Annotated in this window: 21 protein-coding genes and 4 pseudogenes; 11 read left to right on the top strand and 14 right to left on the bottom strand. The window is 70.2% G+C overall.

Going from position 1 to position 20,477, the window contains the following annotated elements:
• Positions 1–561 precede the first annotated feature (561 nt).
• A complete protein-coding gene (locus E6U81_RS30250; protein WP_136233209.1) occupies positions 562–981 on the top strand; it encodes a hypothetical protein in 420 nt (139 codons plus the stop codon).
• A gap of 191 nt (positions 982–1,172) precedes the next feature.
• Here the strand turns inward: E6U81_RS30250 and E6U81_RS30245 are convergent, their stop codons facing one another.
• Positions 1,173–1,553 carry a hypothetical protein gene (locus tag E6U81_RS30245; protein WP_136233208.1) on the bottom strand — a complete coding sequence of 127 codons (381 nt, stop codon included), beginning with the start codon at positions 1,551–1,553 and terminating at the stop codon, positions 1,173–1,175.
• A gap of 291 nt (positions 1,554–1,844) precedes the next feature.
• Between E6U81_RS30245 and E6U81_RS30240 the strand changes: the two are divergent.
• The 3 genes and pseudogenes from E6U81_RS30240 to E6U81_RS30225 all read left to right on the top strand — a co-directional run bounded on the left by E6U81_RS30240 (position 1,845) and on the right by E6U81_RS30225 (position 4,555).
• A pseudogene (locus tag E6U81_RS30240) lies at positions 1,845–3,280 on the top strand (NF041680 family putative transposase).
• Positions 3,281–3,343: 63 nt separating this feature from the next.
• The gene (locus tag E6U81_RS30235) at positions 3,344–3,766 is read left to right on the top strand and encodes a hypothetical protein (protein WP_136233207.1); all 423 of its coding nucleotides are present in this window, start codon (positions 3,344–3,346) and stop codon (positions 3,764–3,766) included.
• Positions 3,767–4,282: 516 nt separating this feature from the next.
• Positions 4,283–4,555: a hypothetical protein gene (locus E6U81_RS30225; protein WP_136233206.1), complete on the top strand. Its 273-nt coding sequence runs from the start codon at positions 4,283–4,285 to the stop codon at positions 4,553–4,555.
• A gap of 54 nt (positions 4,556–4,609) precedes the next feature.
• Here the strand turns inward: E6U81_RS30225 and E6U81_RS30220 are convergent, their stop codons facing one another.
• On the bottom strand, positions 4,610–5,239 hold the full coding sequence (locus E6U81_RS30220; RefSeq protein WP_136233205.1) for a helix-turn-helix domain-containing protein: 630 nt from the start codon (positions 5,237–5,239) through the stop codon (positions 4,610–4,612).
• A gap of 81 nt (positions 5,240–5,320) precedes the next feature.
• On the opposite strand from E6U81_RS30220, the gene E6U81_RS30215 reads away from it, so the two are divergent.
• The 3 genes from E6U81_RS30215 to E6U81_RS30205 are packed head-to-tail and all read left to right on the top strand — an operon-like array spanning position 5,321 to position 8,028.
• Complete coding sequence (locus E6U81_RS30215) at positions 5,321–6,073, top strand: MBL fold metallo-hydrolase (protein WP_136233204.1); 753 nt, start codon at positions 5,321–5,323, stop codon at positions 6,071–6,073.
• A 23-nt stretch (positions 6,074–6,096) separates the two neighbouring features.
• Positions 6,097–6,741 carry an NAD(P)H-binding protein gene (locus E6U81_RS30210; RefSeq protein WP_136233203.1) on the top strand — a complete coding sequence of 215 codons (645 nt, stop codon included), beginning with the start codon at positions 6,097–6,099 and terminating at the stop codon, positions 6,739–6,741.
• A gap of 3 nt (positions 6,742–6,744) precedes the next feature.
• Complete coding sequence (locus E6U81_RS30205; protein ID WP_136233202.1) at positions 6,745–8,028, top strand: multidrug effflux MFS transporter; 1,284 nt, start codon at positions 6,745–6,747, stop codon at positions 8,026–8,028.
• Here the strand turns inward: E6U81_RS30205 and E6U81_RS30200 are convergent.
• Positions 7,986–8,153, bottom strand: a pseudogene (locus tag E6U81_RS30200) (DUF4158 domain-containing protein); the annotation flags it as partial. The gene E6U81_RS30205 and the pseudogene E6U81_RS30200 sit on opposite strands and share 43 nt — an antisense overlap.
• 237 nt (positions 8,154–8,390) lie before the next feature.
• Here E6U81_RS30200 and E6U81_RS30195 point away from each other — a divergent pair.
• From E6U81_RS30195 to E6U81_RS30185, 3 genes are all read left to right on the top strand, one after another.
• Positions 8,391–9,029 (top strand): histidine phosphatase family protein, encoded by a 639-nt coding sequence (locus E6U81_RS30195; RefSeq protein ID WP_136233201.1) that lies wholly within the window; start codon positions 8,391–8,393, stop codon positions 9,027–9,029.
• A gap of 136 nt (positions 9,030–9,165) precedes the next feature.
• Positions 9,166–9,513, top strand: a complete 348-nt coding sequence (locus E6U81_RS30190) for a hypothetical protein (protein ID WP_136233200.1) — start codon at positions 9,166–9,168, stop codon at positions 9,511–9,513.
• A 5-nt stretch (positions 9,514–9,518) separates the two neighbouring features.
• Positions 9,519–9,953 (top strand): AraC family transcriptional regulator, encoded by a 435-nt coding sequence (locus E6U81_RS30185; RefSeq protein WP_136233199.1) that lies wholly within the window; start codon positions 9,519–9,521, stop codon positions 9,951–9,953.
• A gap of 260 nt (positions 9,954–10,213) precedes the next feature.
• Here E6U81_RS30185 and E6U81_RS30180 read toward each other — a convergent pair whose 3' ends face one another.
• The 5 genes and pseudogenes from E6U81_RS30180 to E6U81_RS30160 form a co-directional block, all read right to left on the bottom strand.
• Positions 10,214–10,540 (bottom strand): DUF1048 domain-containing protein, encoded by a 327-nt coding sequence (locus E6U81_RS30180; protein WP_136233198.1) that lies wholly within the window; start codon positions 10,538–10,540, stop codon positions 10,214–10,216.
• A gap of 1 nt (position 10,541) precedes the next feature.
• Positions 10,542–10,828, bottom strand: a pseudogene (locus tag E6U81_RS30175) (DUF1048 domain-containing protein).
• Positions 10,825–11,139, bottom strand: coding sequence for a PadR family transcriptional regulator (locus tag E6U81_RS30170; protein WP_136233197.1), 315 nt, complete (start codon positions 11,137–11,139; stop codon positions 10,825–10,827). The pseudogene E6U81_RS30175 and the gene E6U81_RS30170 overlap by 4 nt, the downstream one beginning before the upstream one ends.
• 8 nt (positions 11,140–11,147) lie before the next feature.
• A complete protein-coding gene (locus E6U81_RS30165) occupies positions 11,148–11,654 on the bottom strand; it encodes an NUDIX domain-containing protein (protein ID WP_240804099.1) in 507 nt (168 codons plus the stop codon).
• 115 nt (positions 11,655–11,769) lie between these two features.
• Positions 11,770–12,237: pseudogene (locus E6U81_RS30160) on the bottom strand (XRE family transcriptional regulator); the annotation flags it as partial.
• A gap of 400 nt (positions 12,238–12,637) precedes the next feature.
• Here E6U81_RS30160 and E6U81_RS30150 point away from each other — a divergent pair.
• A complete protein-coding gene (locus E6U81_RS30150; protein WP_240804098.1) occupies positions 12,638–13,636 on the top strand; it encodes a hypothetical protein in 999 nt (332 codons plus the stop codon).
• A 522-nt stretch (positions 13,637–14,158) separates the two neighbouring features.
• On the opposite strand, the gene E6U81_RS30145 is transcribed toward E6U81_RS30150, so the two are convergent.
• The 6 genes from E6U81_RS30145 to E6U81_RS30115 all read right to left on the bottom strand — a co-directional run bounded on the left by E6U81_RS30145 (position 14,159) and on the right by E6U81_RS30115 (position 20,357).
• Positions 14,159–14,557: an ATP-binding protein gene (locus tag E6U81_RS30145; protein WP_168714775.1), complete on the bottom strand. Its 399-nt coding sequence runs from the start codon at positions 14,555–14,557 to the stop codon at positions 14,159–14,161.
• 56 nt (positions 14,558–14,613) lie between these two features.
• Positions 14,614–14,919 carry an STAS domain-containing protein gene (locus E6U81_RS30140; RefSeq protein WP_168714774.1) on the bottom strand — a complete coding sequence of 102 codons (306 nt, stop codon included), beginning with the start codon at positions 14,917–14,919 and terminating at the stop codon, positions 14,614–14,616.
• A gap of 215 nt (positions 14,920–15,134) precedes the next feature.
• Complete coding sequence (locus E6U81_RS30135; protein WP_136233194.1) at positions 15,135–15,638, bottom strand: hypothetical protein; 504 nt, start codon at positions 15,636–15,638, stop codon at positions 15,135–15,137.
• Between the two features lie 348 nt (positions 15,639–15,986).
• Entirely contained in the window at positions 15,987–18,359 is a 2,373-nt protein-coding gene (locus E6U81_RS41985; RefSeq protein ID WP_136233193.1) for a bifunctional serine/threonine-protein kinase/ABC transporter substrate-binding protein, read from the bottom strand.
• An 82-nt stretch (positions 18,360–18,441) separates the two neighbouring features.
• Positions 18,442–19,005, bottom strand: a complete 564-nt coding sequence (locus E6U81_RS30125; protein ID WP_136233192.1) for a DUF4291 domain-containing protein — start codon at positions 19,003–19,005, stop codon at positions 18,442–18,444.
• 215 nt (positions 19,006–19,220) lie between these two features.
• Entirely contained in the window at positions 19,221–20,357 is a 1,137-nt protein-coding gene (locus tag E6U81_RS30115) for a mechanosensitive ion channel family protein (protein WP_136233191.1), read from the bottom strand.
• Between the last annotated feature and the right edge of the window lie 120 nt (positions 20,358–20,477).

The raw sequence follows: 20,477 nt of genomic DNA, 5'->3' as shown, positions 1-20,477 counted from the left end.
GGGTCTGGGTGGGGGGTGAGCAGGGGGGATGTGCGGGCGGGTCAGGATGCGGGTGGCGAGCTCGGGTATCCGCTCGCGAAGCGGGACGAGGTGCCGGCCGGTCTGTACCTGGTGGTCGACGCCGACGGGCGGCTGCGATGGCTGGGCAATGCGCACCGCGACGGTGGGTCGGTGCCCGGCTGCGGGGGCACTTCTTTTCTGGTGCCGCGACGGCGGTGTTCCAGCGGTCGCGAGTGCTGGCGCTGGCGGGTTGTCCAGGTTCGGGCAGGAGCCGGCCGCGAGCAGACAGGCTGCGGCGCGGTCCGCGGGGGGATGAACTCCACCAATTCGGAGTGGTGACCAAGCATGCCCGCCCTGTACTTCGCCCTGGTCTGGCGGACCGAAGCCGAGAATGACCTGATCCGCGCCTTGGCTGGCAAAGCGTCTGGCATATCCAGCAGCGCGGAGTCCGGGTCGGGAACCATCATGGACTGATTAGGCTTCGTGGCTATGCGAATACTCAAGCGAGCTGCCTTGGTCCTCGTCTTGGCGATGCCTGCGGCCTGCTGCGCGGGGGTGTGGATGGCGGGGGGTGCCCTGATCGGCTGCTCGGCGCGCGACGCATCCCTCTCGGGCGATCTGAACGAGGATCCGATCCTGGATGCCGCACAGTTTCCCGGGTCCAGCCAGGTCAGTGATCCCTACAACGGATGCGACGAGGATGACGGCTTCGCGTACGCCGGCCGGACCTACGACCACCCCGGAAGCCGAGCCGACCTCATCGCCCACTATCGGACCACCGCGACCCAGAACGGCTGGCAGCCCGACCCGAGTGCATCCACCGGTGGTCCGCACTGCTTCACCCGCCAGAAGGGCCACCTCACCATCCACCTCTCGCTCCACTTTCCCGACACCTACAACATCCCGGGCGAGCCGCAGGCGAAGCCGAGCGAGTACAGCATCGAGCTGACAGCCAGCCACGACGGCTCCGCCTGGTGCTGACTGGCACCGCCGGACGCCCACATGGCTTTGAGTCCCAGCGGGAAGGGGATCTGCGGCTGACGGGGTCTGGGTTCTGGCATGGTGGCGTGTCGAGCGGTTGGCTGGACGCCGCTCTGCTGCTGCGGTCCTCCTGAGTGCTGGCGCCAGGGAGAATCCGTAACGAACGCCGTGGGGCCTGGGGCCGGGCGCGGCTACGGCTGACTCGTCGCGCCCCTGCCCGGATACGCGAGCGCGAGTACCAAGGGGACGGCTGCGCCGAGAAGGATCCAGCCGCCGACGTCGGCTGTGCCGCTCTCCATGTCCGCGCGCGTGCTGCCGTCCAGCGACCTGCCGCCGGCCCGCACCACGTCGTGGACGGCCGAGCGCTGGACCGGCGCCCCCTCCGCCTCGTGGCCGCACCCCGCACCGTGCCGGTGCTGCTGCTTCAGACGCTGGACGACCACCGCGTTTCCCACCGTCGCCTGCAGCCCGAGGAGCCCGGAGGCCTGTGCGGGTGGCGTGGTGACCGGCCTGCGGACCGTCGACCGGGCATCCTCGGTGGCGTTCGACCTGGCCTTCGCGTGGTTCTGCACTGGCGCTTCCTTCGTCGGAGAATCGGAGCCGTACGTGATGCCTGTGTCCTGCATACGTCTCGCGTACGTCCTTGTCCTGCTTACGCCGGGCGACCCCGCGGACGCCAGGTACCCGAGGGCAGACTCGACCGGCCGTGAGGGCAGTCTCAAGCTTGTTCTTTATGGTCTGACCTCGAACGATGCCCCGAACTGGATCGCTCGTCCGGGAGTTTGCCGGACGTGGGAACGGCCTTCGTCTGATCATGTGCTCCGACCAAGGACGCATCTGAAATCAGACGAAGGCGTGGGGGAATGAGTCTGCTGCACCACGATGTCCTGTGGGAGCCGTTCGCTGAAGCGTCACACTTCCGGGAGGACTTCTTCGTTTGCCTGACCATGCGACGTGACGAATTGGTCGAGCTTGTGGACGCGCTGCTATGCGCGGACGGGCCAGTGACCTCGCCGGTGGACCTGACGCTGCTGGCCGAGCACCGCCGTGGGCACGGCGCGCTGTACGACGCTCTCAACCACGGCTGCATCGACATCGACGGGCTGCGGCGGAGGCTGGCCGCGCTGCCCCAGCCGAGGGCGGCCGATGACCGGCTCGTCCTGGCCGTGGACGTGACCAACTGGCCGCGGCCAGACGCCGAGTGCAGCCCGGACAGGCTGTTCTGCCACACCTACGGCCGGGGTCGGGACCAGCACCTGATGATCCCCGGATGGCCGTACTCGTTCGTCGCCGCCCTCGAATCGGGCCGCACCTCCTGGTGCCAGCTGCTGGACGCCGTGCGGCTCGGCCCCGCGGACGACGTCGCCGAGACCACCGCAGTCCAGGTCCGCCGCGTGGTCGAGACCTCATCGCCGGCGGACGCTGGCGCAAGGGTGATCCGGACATCCTGGTCGTCTTCGACGCTGGCTACGACGCCCCACGCATGGCCTACCTCCTCGACGGGCTTCCCGTCGAGGTCCTGGGGCGGATGCGCTCGGACCGCGTCATACGTCGGCCCACACCCTCGCTCAAGGAGTACGCCGAGGCCTATCCCCGGGGCGGGCGGTATCCGAAGCACGGCAAGGAGTTCCGCTTCGCCAAGCCTGAGACCTGGGGCGAGCCCGACGCGGCGACCGTGCAGGTCACCGACCGCTACGGCACCGCGCAAGCGATGGCCTGGGACCGTCTCCACCCCCGGCTCACCACCCGCTCCGCGTGGATCGACCATGACGGTTCCCTCCCCCTCATCGAAGGCACGTTGCTCCGCCTGGAGGTCGACCGCCTACCCGGCGGCGGAAACCCGCTGCCGCTGTGGCTGTGGTCCTCCGCAACCGGCATGACCGGCGCCGACGTCGATCTGCGCTGGCAGGCGTTCCTGCGGCGCTTCGACTTGGAGCACACGTTCCGGATGATCAAGCAGACCCTCGGCTGGACACGGCCCAAGCTCCGTACCCCGCAAGCCGCGGACCGGTGGACCTGGCTGATCATCGTCGCGCATACCCAGCTCCGTCTCGCCCGGCCGCTCGCCGAGGACATCCGTCGCCCTTGGGAGAGCCCGGTGAAACCAAACAGGCTCACCCCGGCCCGGGTCCGCCGGGGGTTCAGAAACCTCGGCCCGCACCTGCCCTGCCCGGCCCGGGCGCCCAAACCCACCCGGCCCGGCCCCGGCAGGCCGCTCGGCTCGAAGAACCGGCGACCCACCACCCGCTACGACGTGGGGAAGACCGTCCGACGCCCGGAGACCCTGGCCGAACGCTGATCGCCCCAGACCGCAAGGCAGCGGTTCCGAGCCTGTCGGCTGGGCCGGGCAAAATGCAGCCCTGTGAGCCTCCACTTCGAAGTCGTCTTCACGTGCTTTCTCCAGGACGACACCCCCCACACGGTCCTGAACACCCTGCGATGGCACCTCGGCCTGACCGCTGAGCGCCCGAATGGGCTCGACCCGAACGAGCACACATACCCAGTCCTTGCCGCAAACCCAGACAGCCACCTGTCCGGAGGAGACTTCGCGTCCCTGCGGCGTCAGTCCCGCGGTTTCGCAGCTGGTCGCGAGCTCTACGCGTGGGGCCTGTTCAGCCGCAACTACTGGCTCGACGACGAGATGGGCGAGCTCGTCACCATCCTCGACCTGCTCGCACCCCACATCGAGGAACCCGGCTACGGCGGATACTTCCGCGAGGAGTACGACACCGAGCCGACCGTCTTCACCTTCGAGAACGGTACCTACGGGCCGCTGAAGCTCTGATCGGGACCGACTGCTGAGCGCCGAAGAGGTTAAAGAACAAGCTCAAGAGTCTGTTTCTGAACCCCCGGTACAGGTGGGTTCGGTGGCCTGATGGCCGACGGGCCAAGGGCGAAAGTGGAGGCGAAGGTGGTGGCCACCGCCTTCGGATCGATCAAGCCGCTGGGCTTCGCGGGCCCCTGGATGACGCTGCTGATGAGCAGTGTCACGGGGTGGGCGGGTGTGAGTAGTTGGCGTACAGGAATCCCGGCGAGAACGATCACGGTCACGAGCTGAGCGCTGCGGCGTCCGGACGGGGCCGGGGAACGTCTCGGGTCTGGAGGGTGGCGAAGTTGGTGTGGGCTGTGCGACGGCCTCGGGGTACGTTTCGCGCTGGAGTGTTCGGCGAGCGCCCGGTAGATGCCGGCCACGGAGGGGCTTCCTCGACGGACTCGCCGCCCGAGCGGCGCCGCAGCAGGGTGTGGAGCATGTCGCGGCGGCGCTGCTGACCGTGGTGACGGGTGTCGTCCTGTACGGCGGGTGGGAGTGAGGGGGTGCGGCACGTGCAAGGTACGGCACGAGCTCGACCGGATCACCTCACGGTTCCCGTCGTTCAAGCAGCTTGAATCCACGTCGTGGTGCGGTATCGACCCGGACAAGCCGTCCCGGTCGCTGCCCTCGCAGGACAACATCCGCCTCGTGGGCGTGCTCAATGCGGTGGACGACCAGGCTGTGCTGAAGGACCTGGAGAACCCCGCTCGCTCCGGCAGCGGCCGGACCACCTTCAGTACTCCCGGAAACGACCGTTCTTGAGACCGGCGCAGACTCGGTGGAGCTTGAGGTCGCAGGCCGCGAGCGGCCGTTCGATCAGCGGGGCAGGATGCGCAGTACTGCCTCGCGTTCGCCGCTGAGCCGCAGGCCTTGCTGTTCTGCGGCGCTCAGATCGAGGTCGCCGAGCAGGGTGGCGGCCAGCAGGTGCGGCGGTCCGGTCAGTGACGCGGTGGGGTGGTCGACCCGGCCGGCGTGTGTGTGCACCGAGCCGTCCTTGACTTCGATGACCAGGTCTTCGTTGCCGTCGGCGTGCAGTTGCAGGGCGATTGCCGGCTGGTCGGGGCGGTGGTCGGTCAGTGCCCGGGCGGGCATGTCCAGCCAGTGGGTGCGGAAGGTGTCGTTGCCGCCCGGCTCACGCAACAGCGGCACGCCCCACCGGCTCAGTTCCTGCAGCACCGGCTCCAGCTCGCGGCCACGCTCGGTGAGGGAGAACAGGGCGGTGGCCACCGGCGGCGGGGCGGCCTCGCGGTGGATCAGGCCGGCTTCCTCGAGCCCGCGGAGCCGGTCGACCAGCAGGTTGCTGGCGATCCCGGGCAGCCCGTTGCGCAGGTCGGTGTGCCGGCAAGGACCCAGGGCGAGCAGTTCGCGAACGATCAACAGGGTCCATCGGTCGCCGATGGTGTCCAGTGTTTTCGCGATGCCGCAGTACTGCCCGTAAGTGCGCATGCCACCACCCTACATCGTGGTGTTGAGATTCAAAACTCTCTTGTTGACTTTCTCAACAACGTCGGTCTAGCGTCGCTGCCCATGACTCCCACCCTTTCCGTGCGTCGGCTGGCCTGGGCCGGCGTCGAGATCCGTCTCGGCGACACCCGCCTGCTGATCGACCCGCTCGAGAACGTCGCTCCGCTGGCGCCGGTGATGGGGCCTCCGCACCGGCCGGTCGACCCGGTCGACGCCCCGCCCGGCACCCACGCCCTCATCACCCACCTGCACCCCGACCACTACGACCACGACCTGATCGCCCGGATCGCGGCCACCGGCACGATCGGCTGCCACACCCCGAGCGCGGCGGCGCTGCACGAGGTGGGCATCACCCCCGTCGCCCAGGACCTGGGCCGGTCACGCCGCATCGGAGAGCTGACCGTCACCCCGGTGACCTCGCTGGACTGGCGCGGCAACGACTGTGACCAGGTCGCCTGGGTCGTCGAAGGCGGCGGCCGGCGGGTCATCCACTGCGGCGACACCCAGTGGCACGGCAGCTGGTGGCAGATCGCCCGCGACCACGGCCCGTTCGACGTCGCGTTCGTCCCGGTCAACGGCGTCATCGCCCACTTCGAGGGCTACGCGGCCAACGTCCCGGCGACCATGACCCCCGAGCAGGGCGTCGAGGCCGCCGTCGCACTCGGCGCCGGCACCGTCTGCGCCATGCACTACGGCCTGTTCCACAACCCGCCGTTCTACACCGAGCAACCCGACATCGAGCAGCGCTTCCAGCACGCCGCCGACGAGCGCGGCATCACCGCGGCCATCATCGCCGACGGCCAGCCCGTCCTGTGACCATCAGAAACAAGGAGCAACACATGAAGATCGTCCTGTTCGGTGCCAGCGGCAACATCGGCCGGCCCGCCACCGAGGAACTGCTGCGTCGCGGCCACACCGTCACCGCGGTCACCCGAGCCGGCCACATCGACGGACTGGGGCACAAGGCCCTGACCCTGACCACCGGTGACGTCACCGACGCCGCCGCGGTCGCCGGCCTCGCCGCCTCCCACGACGCCGTACTGTCGGCCGTCGGCCCCCGGATCGGCCAAGAAAGCGACCGCGCCACGATCGTCGGTGCCGCCCGTGCGCTGATCGACGGACTCCGCCGAGCCGGTGTCACCCGCCTGGTCACCATCGGCGGTGCCGGTAGCCTACGCACGCCGACCGGCGCCCGGGTCATGGACGACCCGGACTTCCCCGCGCTGTGGAAGGCCAACGCCGAGGCCCAGTCCGAAGCGCTCGACCTCTACCGCGGCGTGCACGACCTCGACTGGACGTACGTGTCGCCCGCCGCAGTCATCGGAGTGGGCGAGCGGACCGGGGCCTACCGCAGCGCCGGGGACACCCTTCTCACCGACGACGACGGCAACAGCCGCATCTCGTACGCCGACTACGCGATCGCCTTGGCCGACACGATCGAGAGCGGCACCGCGATCCGCCGCCGCATCACCGTGGCGTACTGAGCCATGAGCAACGACGCCGCCGGCCGGCAAACCCGATTCATCGTCCTGCTCTCAGCGCTCGTGGCCCTGGGGCCACTGTCCATCGACGGCTACCTGCCCGGGCTGCCGGACCTCGCCGGCGACCTGCGCGCCGGCGCCGCGGCCACCCAGCTCACCATCACCGCCTGCCTGGCCGGGCTGGCCATCGGGCAGCTGATCGCCGGGCCGCTGAGCGACACCTACGGCCGGCGGCGTCCGTTGCTGGCGGGCCTCGCCCTCTACACGATCGCCAGCGCGCTCTGCGCGGTGGCGCCCGACGTCCGGACCCTCGTCGGCCTACGCCTGGTCCAGGGCATCGGCGGGGCGTTCGGCATCGTCATCGCCAACGCCATGGTCCGCGACCGCACCTCCGGAACCCGCACCGCACGTCTCTTCTCCACACTTACCTTGATCACCGGCCTGGCGCCGGTGTTCGCGCCGGTCCTCGGCGGCCAGCTACTGCGCTTCACGGCCTGGCCGGGGATCTTCGTGGGCCTGGCCGTACTCGGCGCCGTGATGCTGGCGGCCTCCGCCGCAGGACTGCCGGAGACCCGGTCCTCCGCGTCACGCCAGCCGCTGCCGGCTGTCGTCGGGCAGCTGCTCGGCGACCGGGCCTTCACCGGGTACGTCCTGGCCAACGGCCTGGTCTTCGCGGCGATGTTCGCCTACATCTCCGGCTCGCCGTTCGTCCTGCAGGAAATCCACGGCCTGTCACCGCAGCAGTACAGCGCCGTGTTCGCCGTCAACGCCGCCGGACTCATTGCGGCCGCCCAGATCAGCGGCCGGCTGGTGGCCCGGGCCGGCGCCCGCGTGCTGCTGCTCGCCGGTCTGCTGGGCGCGACAGCCGGTGGCACCACGGTCCTGGCCGCGGTGCTGACACGGGCACCCCTGCCCGCGCTCCTGATCGGCCTGTTCGTCCTGGTCTCCAGCGTGGGCCTCGTCATGCCGAACGCCGCGGCCCAGGCCCTGGCCGACCACGGCGGACACGCCGGATCGGCCGCCGCTCTGCTCGGCTTCAGCCAGTTCATGATCGGCGGGGCACTTGCTCCGCTGGCCGGCGCGGGTGGCGCCACCGACGCCTTGCCGATGGCAATCATCGTCGCCGTGCTGCCGGCGCTCGCTCTGCTCACACTCGGCGTCCTCACCCGGCCGATGCCCGGTGAGCGCACTCGCAGCCCGGCTCGCCAAGGACCTGCCGGGCACCGGCGACCGCGCACGGCCTCCCACGGCACCGCGAGCGGGTCCTCACCCAGGAACCGGCCGATGTAGCGGACCGTACAGATCTGCAAGGCCATGCCCAGGCGATGCACGCCGTCCGTACGACGCGGAGCGATCAGGTCGCGGTCGTCATCGTCGAGGAAGAAGAACCGCTCCAGCTCCGAGCGCGTGGGCACCTCGGATGGGCTGTGCTGGTACTGCGGGTTCCCCTCCTTCCCGCCGCCCCGACCCGGAAAACGGGCCGCCTCGTTGCCGACGGGCACTCGGTGCCCGGCGTCACGGCGGCCGGCAGGTCCGCGCCTTTCTGAACCGGCACCGAGTGCCGGCGGCGGAACTCGCTTGATAGCGCTGCACGGCGTCTTCCATGGTTGCCGTCTGCCATCAGGCAGGACGCCACTTGCAGGAGGGCACACATGCGCAGTCTGTACGTCGTCACGCATCCCGAGGCGACGCATCACGTGGAGGGAGTCGTCGGCGGGTGGCACGACTCGCAGCTGACGCCCGCCGGTGTGCTTGCGGCGGTCTCCGTCGCCCGGGCGCTGCGGGCCCTGATCCCGGACGGTGCCGTGGTGGAGCTGTTCTCCTCGGATCTGCAGCGCACCCGGCGGACAGCGGATGAGGTGGCCGAACTGTTCGGCGTGGAGCCGGTCCTGGATCGCCGGCTGCGGGAGAAGTCCTACGGAGAGGCAGAAGGAAGGCCGCAGGCGTGGCTCGACGAGCGCTTCATCCCGCCGCCGCCCGTCGGGGAGCGGATGGACCACGACGAGGGTGTGCCGGGGGCCGAGACCAAGGCGGTGTGGGCACGACGTATCTATGCGGCCATGGACGAGATCCTGCGGAGTCCTCGCGAACACCAGATCATCGTGACGCACGGCGGTTCACTGACATGCGTGGTGGCGGCATGGATCAGGATGCCGATCGAGTCGGCCGGCCATGTCAGTTTCCGGGCGCCCTCCGGCAGCATCACCACGCTGCGGGAGGACGACTTCTTCCACAACCGCCAAGTCGTCAGCCTCGGCGACACCCGGCATCTCCACTCCCCACAGGGCTGATTCGTGCCTCGTCAACCGATCGGCCGCGTGTGGACAAGTTACCTCTGGGTCAATCAACCACCGAGGGGAGTTAGGTAGGCATACCTCACCAAAACGGGGTGGGCGGAGAAACCCACCCTTCAGAAAGGAACGGACCATGGCCGCAGACACGCTCGCACACAGACGGCCGCAGCTCCGCCCGGCACCGCCGGCCCTGACCACTGAAGGGTGTGTTGTCACCGAGAGCGGCCACCCGCCGCACCTGCACACCTATCACCAGTTCCTCTACGCGCCCCTCGGGCGCGTAGAGGTGTCGGCACTCGAGGCCTCCTGGTCGGTGGAGCTCACCTCGGGCCTGTGGATCCCCGCCGGCGTCCCACACAGCAGCCGCTGCTCCTGGGACGCCGTGGTCGTAACGGAGGCGTTCGACGCCGACCGGTTCGACCTCCCCTACCACCGGCCCACCCCATCAGCGTCACCCATGGGCAGAAAGCGTTGCTGCTGAGCCGGGTGCGCAGCCCTCAGCCGCATCCCGCCGATCCCGACGTCTTCACCACGCTGTCGGCCACGCACGCCGACGCACTCCCGCTGCCCATGCCCACGTCCCCGGCAAGCCTCGCGGTGGCGGAGGCACTGGCACGCACACCCAGTGACCCGCGCACCGCCTCCGAGTACGCCGCCGACGTCTACACCAGTACCACCACGCTCCGCCGGGCCTTCCAGGCGGAGACCGGGATGCCCTTCTCCGAATGGCGCACCCGACTGCGCCTCAACCACGCCCTCGACCTCCTGGACCAGGGCCAGGCCGTACAGACCGTGTCCACCCAGGTCGGGTTCACCAGCACCAACGGCTTCATCCTCGCCTTCCGCCGCCACTTCGGACGCACGCCCGGAACCTACGCCCGCAGAAACACCGAGAAATCCGGCGGCCAGGCCCCGAGGTGAACCGCGCCCCCTGCCCCCGCCGGGGGAATCCAGGAGAACGTCGCCAAGAATCGCAACGGGGGTCCCGCTCTCGCCCGACGTGGACGCCGTCCCCCCCCTCCATGCCGAGGCCGGGAAAGCACGCTTCGACGTAGGGCTCTGCCAGGACCCCGGACCGTGGTCACACGAGCAGGATCCCCCGGATTCACGCAACGGCGCCCGTCGTTGCGGCAATGTCGATCGAACTCGCCCACCGCGACGGCGCCGTTCGCCTGGCGGACCTACCGCCCGGCTGGGCCGGGGGTCCGGCCGAGGGCCTCCTGGTAGACGTCCGCGTAGGTGGGCGTGCCCTGGACGAGGCCGTCCGCGAAGGCGGCGACGTCGGTGCCGATGAGTTCCAGGACCCCCTTGCCGGCCGCCGCGCCCTCCTCGAAGAAGTCGACCATGCCGGGCAGCAGGCTCCCGTCGGCCAGGTCGACCGGACCGACCTTGAAGAAGTACTTCTGCACCTCTCCGTAGACGATCCGGTAGTCGGGTGGGAGCGCCTTGACCCGGGCGGTGTGGGCGCGCCACTGCTTCTTGCCTTCGATGATGTCGCGGATGCCCACGTCAGCCTCCCAGCCGGGCCAGTTTCCCGGCGACGTTGCAGTTCAACTGTTCGCGCCACCGGTCGCTTGAGCGCTCCGCCCCTCCGCTGCTGTCTCTTCGAGCAGCCCGAGGGCGCCGTCGAAGATCGGCATCAGGTTGCGGCCGGTGAAGTCCGCATAGGGAAAGAGGTGGGCGACGATCTGGTCCCATGCCGCCCGGTGGTCGGCCGGCAATGCCGCGGCCCGGGCTTCGAACGCCTTCCACAGGCGTGAAAGGTCACTGCCGGTCATGCTCTCCCAGAGGTTCATCTCCCGCCTTCCCTGAGCTGGTTGATGCGCGATGAGAGGTACTCCCACTTCACCCAGAACTTCCCGAGTCCCTGGCGCCCCGCGTCGTTGAGTGCGTAGAACTTGCGGGGCGGGCCCACCCCGGACGGGCGCTTCGTCATCTGCACGAGCCCGTTGCGCTCCAGACGGAGGAGGATCGTGTAGACCGTCCCCTCGACGACGTCGGTGAAGCCGAGTTCGCTCAACTGCCGGGTGACGGCGTATCCGTAGGTCGCCTCGCGGCCGAGGATTTCGAGCACGCAGCCTTCGAGCGTGCCCTTCAGCACCGTCATGGACAAGGTCAGGACTGCGGGGTTCGGAACGCCAGATACCGGGTGAAGGCTTCGTTGCTGTCGGGGGTGAAGCACCACTCCAGCAGGGCCGACCGCAGCTCCGGCTCGGTCAGCCAGCCGTGCCAGGCGACCTCGTCGGGATCGGGGACCATGGCGTCCTCCGACACCACGGCTTCGTGTACGCCGAGCCAGTGAGGGCTCAAGCCACGACGGTTGAGGAACGTGAACAGCAGGCGCGGAGTCGCACGAATGCCCAGCTCTTCGGCCAGCTCCCGCGTGGCGGCCTGTTCATAGGACTCGCCGACATTGGCGGCGCCACCGATCTCGACCTCGTAGAACCCGGGGAAGCGCGATACCTGCTCCGACCGTCGGTGGACGAGGATCCGTCCACGGTCATCACGACACACCGTCACGGCGACCCGGTGCAGCCACCCCTCCCGGATGGCCCGTCGGCGGCTGACCACCATCCCCAGCAAACGATCTTGATCATCGACACGCTCCACCAGTTCGTCCACGGCGCACACCCTGGCAGAGCCCTGTGACAACGCCGCTTCTCCGAGCCGCAGAGGCCGACCAGGCCTCACACGGACGACCACAGATGCCGGCCGGCAATGCGCCCGGCGGCGGGGGTCAGAAGGAGACGTCGAAGTAGTCGATGTCGGTGAACTCGACGCGGAGCTGGTCGGCGCGGGCGCCGCCGTCCTTGAAGTAGATCTCCTGGAGGCCTTCGGCGACGATGGCGCGCAGGTCGCGGTCGTCGGCGCCGCGGGCGCGGGCGTCGAAGAGGCGCTGGGCGTAGGCGGCGGGGAGGTGGACGGTGAGGCGGCGCACCCGGCCGTCGTCAGTGGTGCCGACGGGTGCGGTGTAGCCGAAGCGGGCGCGGGTCTCGACGGTGATGCCGCTGCTGGTGGCGGCCTCCTTGCGGCGGCGGCCGCGGACCACGGGCTGCCAGCGGGCGCGGACGGCGTCGTCGATGCGGTCGGCGACGCGCCGGGGCGGGGTCTTGCGGTCGCCCTTGCGGTAGCGCTCGACGGACCGCTGGCTGACGCCGAGCTCGGCGGCGACCGCGCGGGTCGTCTTGAGCTGCTTGAGCAAGAACTTGCATATCGCACTCAGTTGAGCCGGGCGACCATCAGGATGCATGAGAGTGATGACGGAGGCGCCCCCCTTCCCTTCGTGGCCCGGCAATTCGAGGAGGTTCTCGGCTGGGCACCGGGCAGCATCCCAACCCCTTCGCGCGAGACGACGGACCTTGAGCTTCCCCCGAGCCCCGGTGCGGTCACCGGGTAGGCAGAGCGGTCAGGACTGCCCAGTCGGCGCGACCTTGCCGGCTGCGGCGGTATGCCCGCCGCCCGCCGGATGGGCGAGCAGGGAATCCGGCCATCAACGTCCGCACGGGAAGGATTGATGTTGCACAACTGCACTTCTGTGCAACATTGTTGCCGGTCTGCCAGTCATGCGACCTCGTACGACTGGGTTGGACGAGGGGGATTCATTCATGAGTACCGACGGTGCAGCGAAGCACGCCACCAGCCGACGCGGGTTCCTCAAGACGGGTGGCGGCGTCGCCGCCGCCGTGGTGGGCGGTGCCGCGCTCCCCCTCTTCACGGCTTCCCGCGCGAGCGCGGCGGTGCCCGACTCGCCACGGTTCAAGCTCGACGGGGCGGGCGGCAATCCGATATGGAAGAAGCCGCTCCACGCCAACTGGGTGATGCAGTCGTTCGGATACGACAGCGTTCACCAGCACGCGTACTTCCTGCAGACGAAGACCGGGAGCACGAACGGCGACCTGTGGGTCACCCGGACCGACACGGCGGGCAACCAACTGGGGTCCATGGCCCTCCACGGCTTCGGCCACGGCGTATCGATCGCGGTGGAGCCGTACGGCGGGCAGGTCCACCTGTGGACCGAGTGGAAGACGAGCTCCAACGGATTCGGTACGCGGATCGGCCGGTTCCCGTTCGTCAACGGGGCCGTTCTGGAGCAGGACGACCCCTCGGTCCAGGACCGCACGCCCTCGATCGGCGATACGATGATCAACCCGCAGCCCGTGATCGACCCGTCCACGGACCGTCTGCTCGTGCGCTACAACGTCGGAACCGACCAGCGCCGCATCGTCGCCTTCACGATGGACGATGCCCGCGCCGGGCGGCTCACCAGCGCGTACCGGCTGGTCGAGAGGGCCCTGCCGGCCCGCGGTGACTGGGGCAGGGCCAACCCCTTCCAGGGCTTCGCCGCCTACGGCCGGTACGCCTACCTGCTGGAAGGCCCCGTGGGAAACCCCTCGTACATCACCACGGTCGATCTGAACGACGTCGGCAACTCCACAGTGGTGGACCGCTTCGCGACGACGGCCGGCCAGTCCCTGCCAGGCCGCGAACCGCAGGGCATGGCAATCTGGCAGTCTCCGGGCGGGCCGCGGCTCGCCTTCGGCTTCCACTCGAACACGTCGGGTGCCCGCCACGCGAGCGTCTTCCACAAGAGCGAGTTCGTATAGGCGGTGCCCGGAAGGGATCGCGCGGATCCAGGGCCGTTCGAGGTGGCTGCGAACGCCCGATGCGGCGCCGCGAGGCTGTGTCGCGGCCCCTGCGCAAACTCCGGCGGGCCGGGCGCTTCCGCGATCGGCGGTCGCGATCCTCGGGGAGGGCGGACAGGGATCCGCATTCTGCCGGCCGAGGACATGCACACGATCCGAGGGTGCCCCGGCCGCGCTGCTGGGCCTGGAACCTGACGTGGAGGTCGTGGGCGAAGTGGCCCGCGGGGACGCCGTCCTACCCGCCGCTCTCGCCCACCACCCCACCGTCGCGCTACTCGACCCCGACATGCCCGGCGCCGGGCTCACCGGCGGATCCCCAACGCTCCCGATTCCCCAGTGCAGATTGGCCGCATGCGCCGCGCACGGTCCCGCGTGCGGTTGATGTGGCATGGCGACGGACGTCCTCTCGCGCGGCGGGCGCGGCACGCACGAGCAGCGCAGCCTCAGAATACGTCCGGAGCCGACTTCACATGCACGCCGCGGTCACGGGGCGGGAGGGCGGCCGGTGCGGGTGGGGAGGGCCGCGATGACGGTCTTGCCGCTGCGGTGGGAGCGGACGAAGGTGCTGGGCGCGAGGGTCTTGACCACCCTCCATCCGAAGCCGCCGGGCGTGTGCGGAGAGTGCCTTCTGAGGTGGGGCAGGAGGGCGGAGCGGTCGGACACCTCGACGACGACCTGGTCGGCCCGGGCGGTGACCTGGAAGCCCGTGACCCCTCCTGCGTGCCGCACGGCGTTGGAGACGAGCTCGCTCACCACCGTCAGCACGTCGGCGACCAGGGGCGGGGGCGCGTCCTGCTCGGCCAGGACACGGCGGGCGCTCTCCCTCGCCTGCGCGCAACTCGTCCCGGGCGGCGGATTCGACTTGGTGGATCGGGGCCTCATACCCTTCGGCTTCCCCACCTGCGGCAAGAGATGCCGGCCCCGCGCCACACAGGGGGTCATCCGGCCTGTTCGGTGGTGTCTCGGATGTCGAACAGGGGCAGTGCGCCCGTCATCTCCATCATTCTGTACAGCTGTTTCGGGAGCGGGCCCCGGAGGGCCAGGGAGCGGGTGTTGCGCAGCCGGATCAGGGCGTTGAGGAAGCTGGAGTCGCCGAACGCGACCTGCCTCACATCGACGACCAGGAGGCCGGCCGGCACCGGCCTGACGTCACAGGCCTCCACCAGCAGTCCCGTGGTGTCCAGGTCGAACTCGCCGGAACAGACGACCACCCGCACGCCGTCGGCCTCGGCCCTGACTGTCACCTGGGGCGCCTGCACGCTGTCTCCTGGAACACGAGCGGATCTGACTCAGCGACCGTACGGGAAACCCGCACGCACCGAAAGCCGCGAAACGAAGATCACGTGTTCGCTCATGGACCTTGGACACACCGGCCCACCAGGCACGACGCGTTCGCCGATGGGGAGCCGGCGCCGCGGCCGGTCGACTGCTGCGACCGGCCGCGGCGGAAGTCCGACCGTCAGAGGACGGGGGTGTCGGGCAGGGGAGCGAAGCCGGCGCCGCACGCGGCCGGAAGGTTCGCCGGCGTGAAGGGGGTCCCCGACGCGGTGCTGCAGACGGCCTGGCGGAGCACGCCGTTGCTGGCCAGCAGCGTGATGTAGAGGTGGCCGGGGTCCTCCTCGGTGACCGACACGGCGGTGCCCGCCACGCACTGCGGGGCGCCCGCCAGGAGCCCCAGGTTGATCCACACGCCGGGGTTGCGGCTGTCGTTGAGGAAGGCGTGTCCCTTCCGGTCGGTCGCGGCGCGGAACACGGTTTCGAACAGGCCGCCGGCGCCGGAGTAGTCGACGACGGTGGAGCTCACGTCACGCGGCACCGAACACCGCTTCGTGTCCGCGGCCTGAGCCTGGGTGTCCTTGGGCGTGGGGTCGTCGACCGCGAGCGCGGACGGGGCCGTGAGCGCCCCGAGGAGCAGGGCCCCCGCGGCTGCGATACCCCGTGCAGCCCAAGCGTGCTTCCTCATGCGATTCCTTCCGTGGATGCGGGCCGGCCCCGCGGCGTCGAGTCATGTGACAACGCCCCGCAGGCGTTCAGGCGGCTCGCCGAATGATGAGACCGTCGCGACGTCCGCCCCGGCCTCCGTTTCGGAAGCGAATATTCCGCGCCCACCCCCGGCGCACACGCATAGCTATGATTCGTCACCCTAAGAGATCGGATCAGGCCTCGGGGTACCCCGGACAGCACGACGGTGGCGTGAAGCCCGTCCAGAGGTGCGGTGGCCGGTCGTCGAAGTGGCGGGGCCGGCCGACTGCGTACGCCAGGTAGAGCAGTGGGCCGATCCCCCGGTCCCCCGGTCCCCCGGCCGGCAGCGTCAGCGCGGAGCGGGGCCGCTCGTCGCGCTCACCCAGGTGCCGCCCCTGACGCTGTACACCGTCAGGGTGCGGTTGAGTGTGTCGCCGTCCGCGTCGAAGGCGACGCGGCCCGTGACGCCGTCGAAGGCCAGCCGCGCCACGGCCTGCGGCATGGCCGCCCGGGCGTCGGACGGGAGGGTCCCGTCGTTGGCCGTCACGACCGCCTTCACCGCCTCGATCAGCGCCCAGGTCGCGTCGTACGCGTAGGGGCCGTACCAGCCGGCCGTCTCCGGGTACCCGGCCTTCTGGTACCGGTCGAGGAAGTCCTGCCCGACCGCCGACTCCTGGGCGGGGACGCCGATGTTGGTCGCGAGGTCGCCCTCGGCCTTCGGATTCGCCGTGAGGTACTGCTGGTCGAAGATGCCGTCGCCGCCCATGACGGGGGCGGTCACCCCCGCCTGCTTGAGCTGCTGGGAGAGCGGCGCCGCGGTGTCGTAGTAGCCGCCGAAGTAGACGGCGTCGGCACCCGAGGACCGCACCCTCTCGGCGAGGCCGGCGAAGGCGCGCTCCGCGGGATCGACCTGCTCGGTGCCGACGACGGTGCCGCCGAGCTCGGTGAACTCGGCCGTGAAACGGGAGGTGAGCGTGGTGCCGTGGGCGCTCGCGTCGTCGACCACGTAGAGCTTGGTCTTCTTCAGCCGGCCGTGCAGGTACCGGGCGGCGAACGGCCCCTGGTCGACGTCCGTGGCGATGGTACGGAAGTAGGTGGAGTGCGGACGGGACTTGGTGCCTGCGGCCCAGTCGGGGCCCAGGGTCAGGACGGGGTCGGTGTTGCCGGGCGACACATTGACCACGCCCGCTTGCGCGAGGGGTGCCACCAGGGTCCGGGCGACACCGGAGTTGAGGGGGCCGACGACGCCCAGCAGGCGCTCGTCGGAGACGAACTGGGCGGCGTTGGGCGCGCCCTTGGCGGGGTCGGCCGCGTCGTCCAGCGCCTTGATCTCGAAATTGACGCCGGGGACGTGTTCGCTCTCGTTGGCGGTCCTGGCCGCGAGGTCGGCGGAGTTCTTGATGCCGGCGCCCATGGCGGACAGTCCGCCGCTGAGGGGCGCGTCCACCCCGATCACGACGGTGACGTCGGAGGCTTCGGAGCCGCTGCCGGCCGCCCGGCCGCCGGATCGGTCACTGTCACGGGTGAGGGTCCAGGTCAGGACGGAGCCGGTGGCGAGCGTGGCCAGTGCCGTGCCCAGGATGACGGAGCGCCTGGTGAGGGCCTGCTTCGTCCGCTGGGGGGTCGCCGTCCGCTCGTCGTGCCCCCTCGGGTCTTCGGCCGGGGGCGTGGGCGGACCGGTCGGCCGGTCCGGGACGGGACTCTCGTTGGCCACGGCGTCGGCGCCGGACCCCGGGTCCAGGAGCGTTCGGGTCCGCTCCGCCGGGGCGTCCCGTGCGGGTGTCGACCTCGGATCGGGGGCGGGCGAAGGCGTGGGTGCGGATTCGGGTGCGGGTGTGTCCAGGGCGTCGGGCTCGCGGCCCGGCTCGTGGCCGGGGGATGCGTCGGTGCCTGTCTCGGAGGACGCCAGCACCGTGGCGAGCATCTCGGCGGCTTCCGCCGCGCCGATGCGCTGCGCCGGGTCCTTGGTGAGGAGCGCGTCCAGTACGGGCGCCAGCGGGCCGGAGTGCACGGGCGGCCGGTGCGGGCGGGTGAACACGGCCACGGCTAGGGCGTGGATCCCCTCCACATCGAACGGCGGGCACCCCTCGACGGCGTGGTAGAGGGTGGCGCCGAGCGCCCAGAGGTCGTTGGCCGGGGTCGGACGCTTGCCTTCCAGTTGCTCCGGAGGCATGTACTGCGGCGTGCCGATGACGATGCCGGTGTGGCTCAGCCTGGTCGTGGCGTCCGTGAGGTGGGCGATGCCGAAGTCGGTGAGGACGACGCGGTCCTTGGTGAGGAGGACGTTGTCCGGCTTGATGTCCCGGTGGACGATCCCCGCCCGGTGCGCTTCGGCCAGGGCGTCGAGCACGGCGGCGCCGATCTCGGCCACGCGCCGCACGGGCAGCCGTCCCTGGCTGCGGATGGCGGCGGCGAGGGACTGCCCGCGGATCAGCTCCATCACGATGACGGGGGCGCCGCGGTGCTCGACGACGTCATGGATGGTGATGATCCCGGGGTGGCTGATAGTGACCGCCGCGCGGGCCTCGCCGGTGAACCGCCGGAGCAGCGCCGCGCGGTCGCCGTCGTCCATGCCCTGCGGGAAGAGGATCTCCTTGACGGCGACCTCTCGCCCGAAGAGCTGCTGGTCGATGCCACGCCAGACCCGGCCCATGCCGCCTTGGCCAATGCGTTCGACCAGCTGGTACCGGCCGGCGATGAGTTCGGGATTCTGCTCGGTCACGCGCACACTCTAGATCCTGCTGAGCCGATCAGGTGACGAAAGAATGGCCTGATCACCCCCACGGTGCTGCCCGGGCCGCGTGTCAGCGGTCCCTGTCGGGGCACGGGGCTTCCCGTGGCCACGGGTAGGGGCGCTCTGCGGGGAGAAGTCTCCGGGCCTTGGCCGCATGCCCGGTCTGTATCAGGGTGGCGGCCTTGCGGGCTTGAGGCGTGAGATCGGTGAGGCCGACGATCCAGTCGTCGGTGAACGTACGGATCAGGTGCCGGCCGATGCCGACCTGGATGCTGTAGTGGTTCAGCGCCGCTCCGCGGGGCGAGCGCTCCGGATCCCACTGGACGTGGACGGCTGCGTGAGCCACGGCCTCCGGGTCTGCGGTCGTGGGCACGGCCCGGGACAGGGCTTCCTCCCAGCCCTGCCGGGTGATCCGCACCCCGAGAATGCGCTCCTGGCCGGGTTTGCGGGCCCAGTTGCTGCGGTGCATGAGCCACAGGAACGAGGGCTTGATCCACGTCATCCTGTGGAACGAGAACGGCGCGACGAAGCGGCCCGCTCGCAGCGCAGCGTCCGCGATGGCAGGACTGTACGCCTGGTAGACCACGATGGTGCGGGCATCGTAGTCGGCGCGAATCTGGTACTGGGATGCCACGCGACGTACCCTGCCGCGTGCTCCGCCTGCCCCGCAATCGGATTCTCCGCCGCCCGGAGCGGCCTTCCGTGCCGCTCGTCCCCGGCCGGCCCGGCCCCCCGCCGACCGTCCGCCGGTGTGAACCCTCCGCATCGGCCGCCGGCGAACGGGGTGCGGACTCCGGCGGTCGGTTTCCTGGCCGCCGGAGCCCGCTTCAGGGGGGTGTGCCGGTCGTATCAGTTGCGGGTGTCCGTCAGCTCCGTCGGGGTCGCGGTCGCGGTCGCGCTCGACGGGGAGGACACGCGCTGGTGGGGGACGGCGGCGTGCGGGAGCGGCGTCAGGTCTTCGTCCCGTTGGAGGGCGATCGTGTGGGTCGGGGCCGGGATCGAGATGCCCTCCGTACGGAAGCGCTGGTGCAGGCGCTTGATGAACTCGTGCTTGATCCGGTACTGGTCGCTGAACTCGCCGACGCCCAGGATCACCGTGAAGTTGATGCGGGAGTCCGCGAACGTGTGGAAGCGGACGGCTCCTTCGTGGTCGGGGACCGCGCCGTTGATGTCGGCCATCACGCCGTCGACGACCTCGAGGGTCACCCGCTCGACGTGCTCCAGGTCGCTCTCGTAGCCCACCCCCACCTGGACCATGATCGAGAACTGTGCTTCCGGCTGGGTGAAGTTGGTCATGTTCGTCCGCGCGAGACGCCCGTTGGGAATGATGACCAGGTTGTTCGACAGGTTGCGCACGACGGTGTTGCGCCAGTTGATGTCGACGACATAACCCTCCTCTCCGCTGGTGAGCCGGATGTAGTCACCGGGCTGCACGGTCTTCGAGGCAAGGATGTGCACGCCGGCGAAGAGGTTGGCGAGGGTGTCCTGGAGTGCCAGCGCCACCGCCAGACCGCCCACACCGAGGGCGGTGACCAGGGGTGCGATGGATACGCCGAGGGTCTCCAGGGCGACGAGGACGCCCATCACCAGGACCACGATGCGCGTGATGTTGACGAAGATGGACGCCGAGGCGGCCACCCCCGTACGCGTGCCCGCCACCGACTGGACCAGGCCCGCGACGACCCGGGCCGTGCTGAGCGTGGCGATGAGGATGAGCAGCGCGGTCAGGGACTGGTTCACGAACCCCGAGACGCGCGCGGTGAGCGGCAGGGTCGTGGCGGCCACCGCGGCGCCCGCGATGAGCGCGGCGCCGGGGGCGATGGTGCGCAGCGCGTCGACGATGATGTCGTCGCCGCGCCAGCGGGTCCGCTCGGCGTGCCGGCCCAGCCACCGCAGGAGGGCGCGCAGCAGCAGTCCGGCCGCGGCGCCCGCCGCCAGGGCGATACCCGCGACCAGCCAGTCGTGCAGGACGAGATCCCGGTTCAACGGACCCCCTCCGCTGCGCGGCGCCGGCCAGGGGGTGTGGCGGCTGACGCCGCAGGCCGTCGTATGAGGTGTGTCGTCACCTTGTCACCTGTCAGTTCGTCGTGCTGTAAGCCGCGTTCG

The organism is Streptomyces sp. A0592, assembly GCF_004795115.1.
Taxonomy (GTDB): domain Bacteria; phylum Actinomycetota; class Actinomycetes; order Streptomycetales; family Streptomycetaceae; genus Streptomyces; species Streptomyces erythrochromogenes.
The sequence above is the reverse complement of the archived record's forward strand: the minus strand, read 5'-3'. Positions and strand labels throughout refer to the sequence as shown.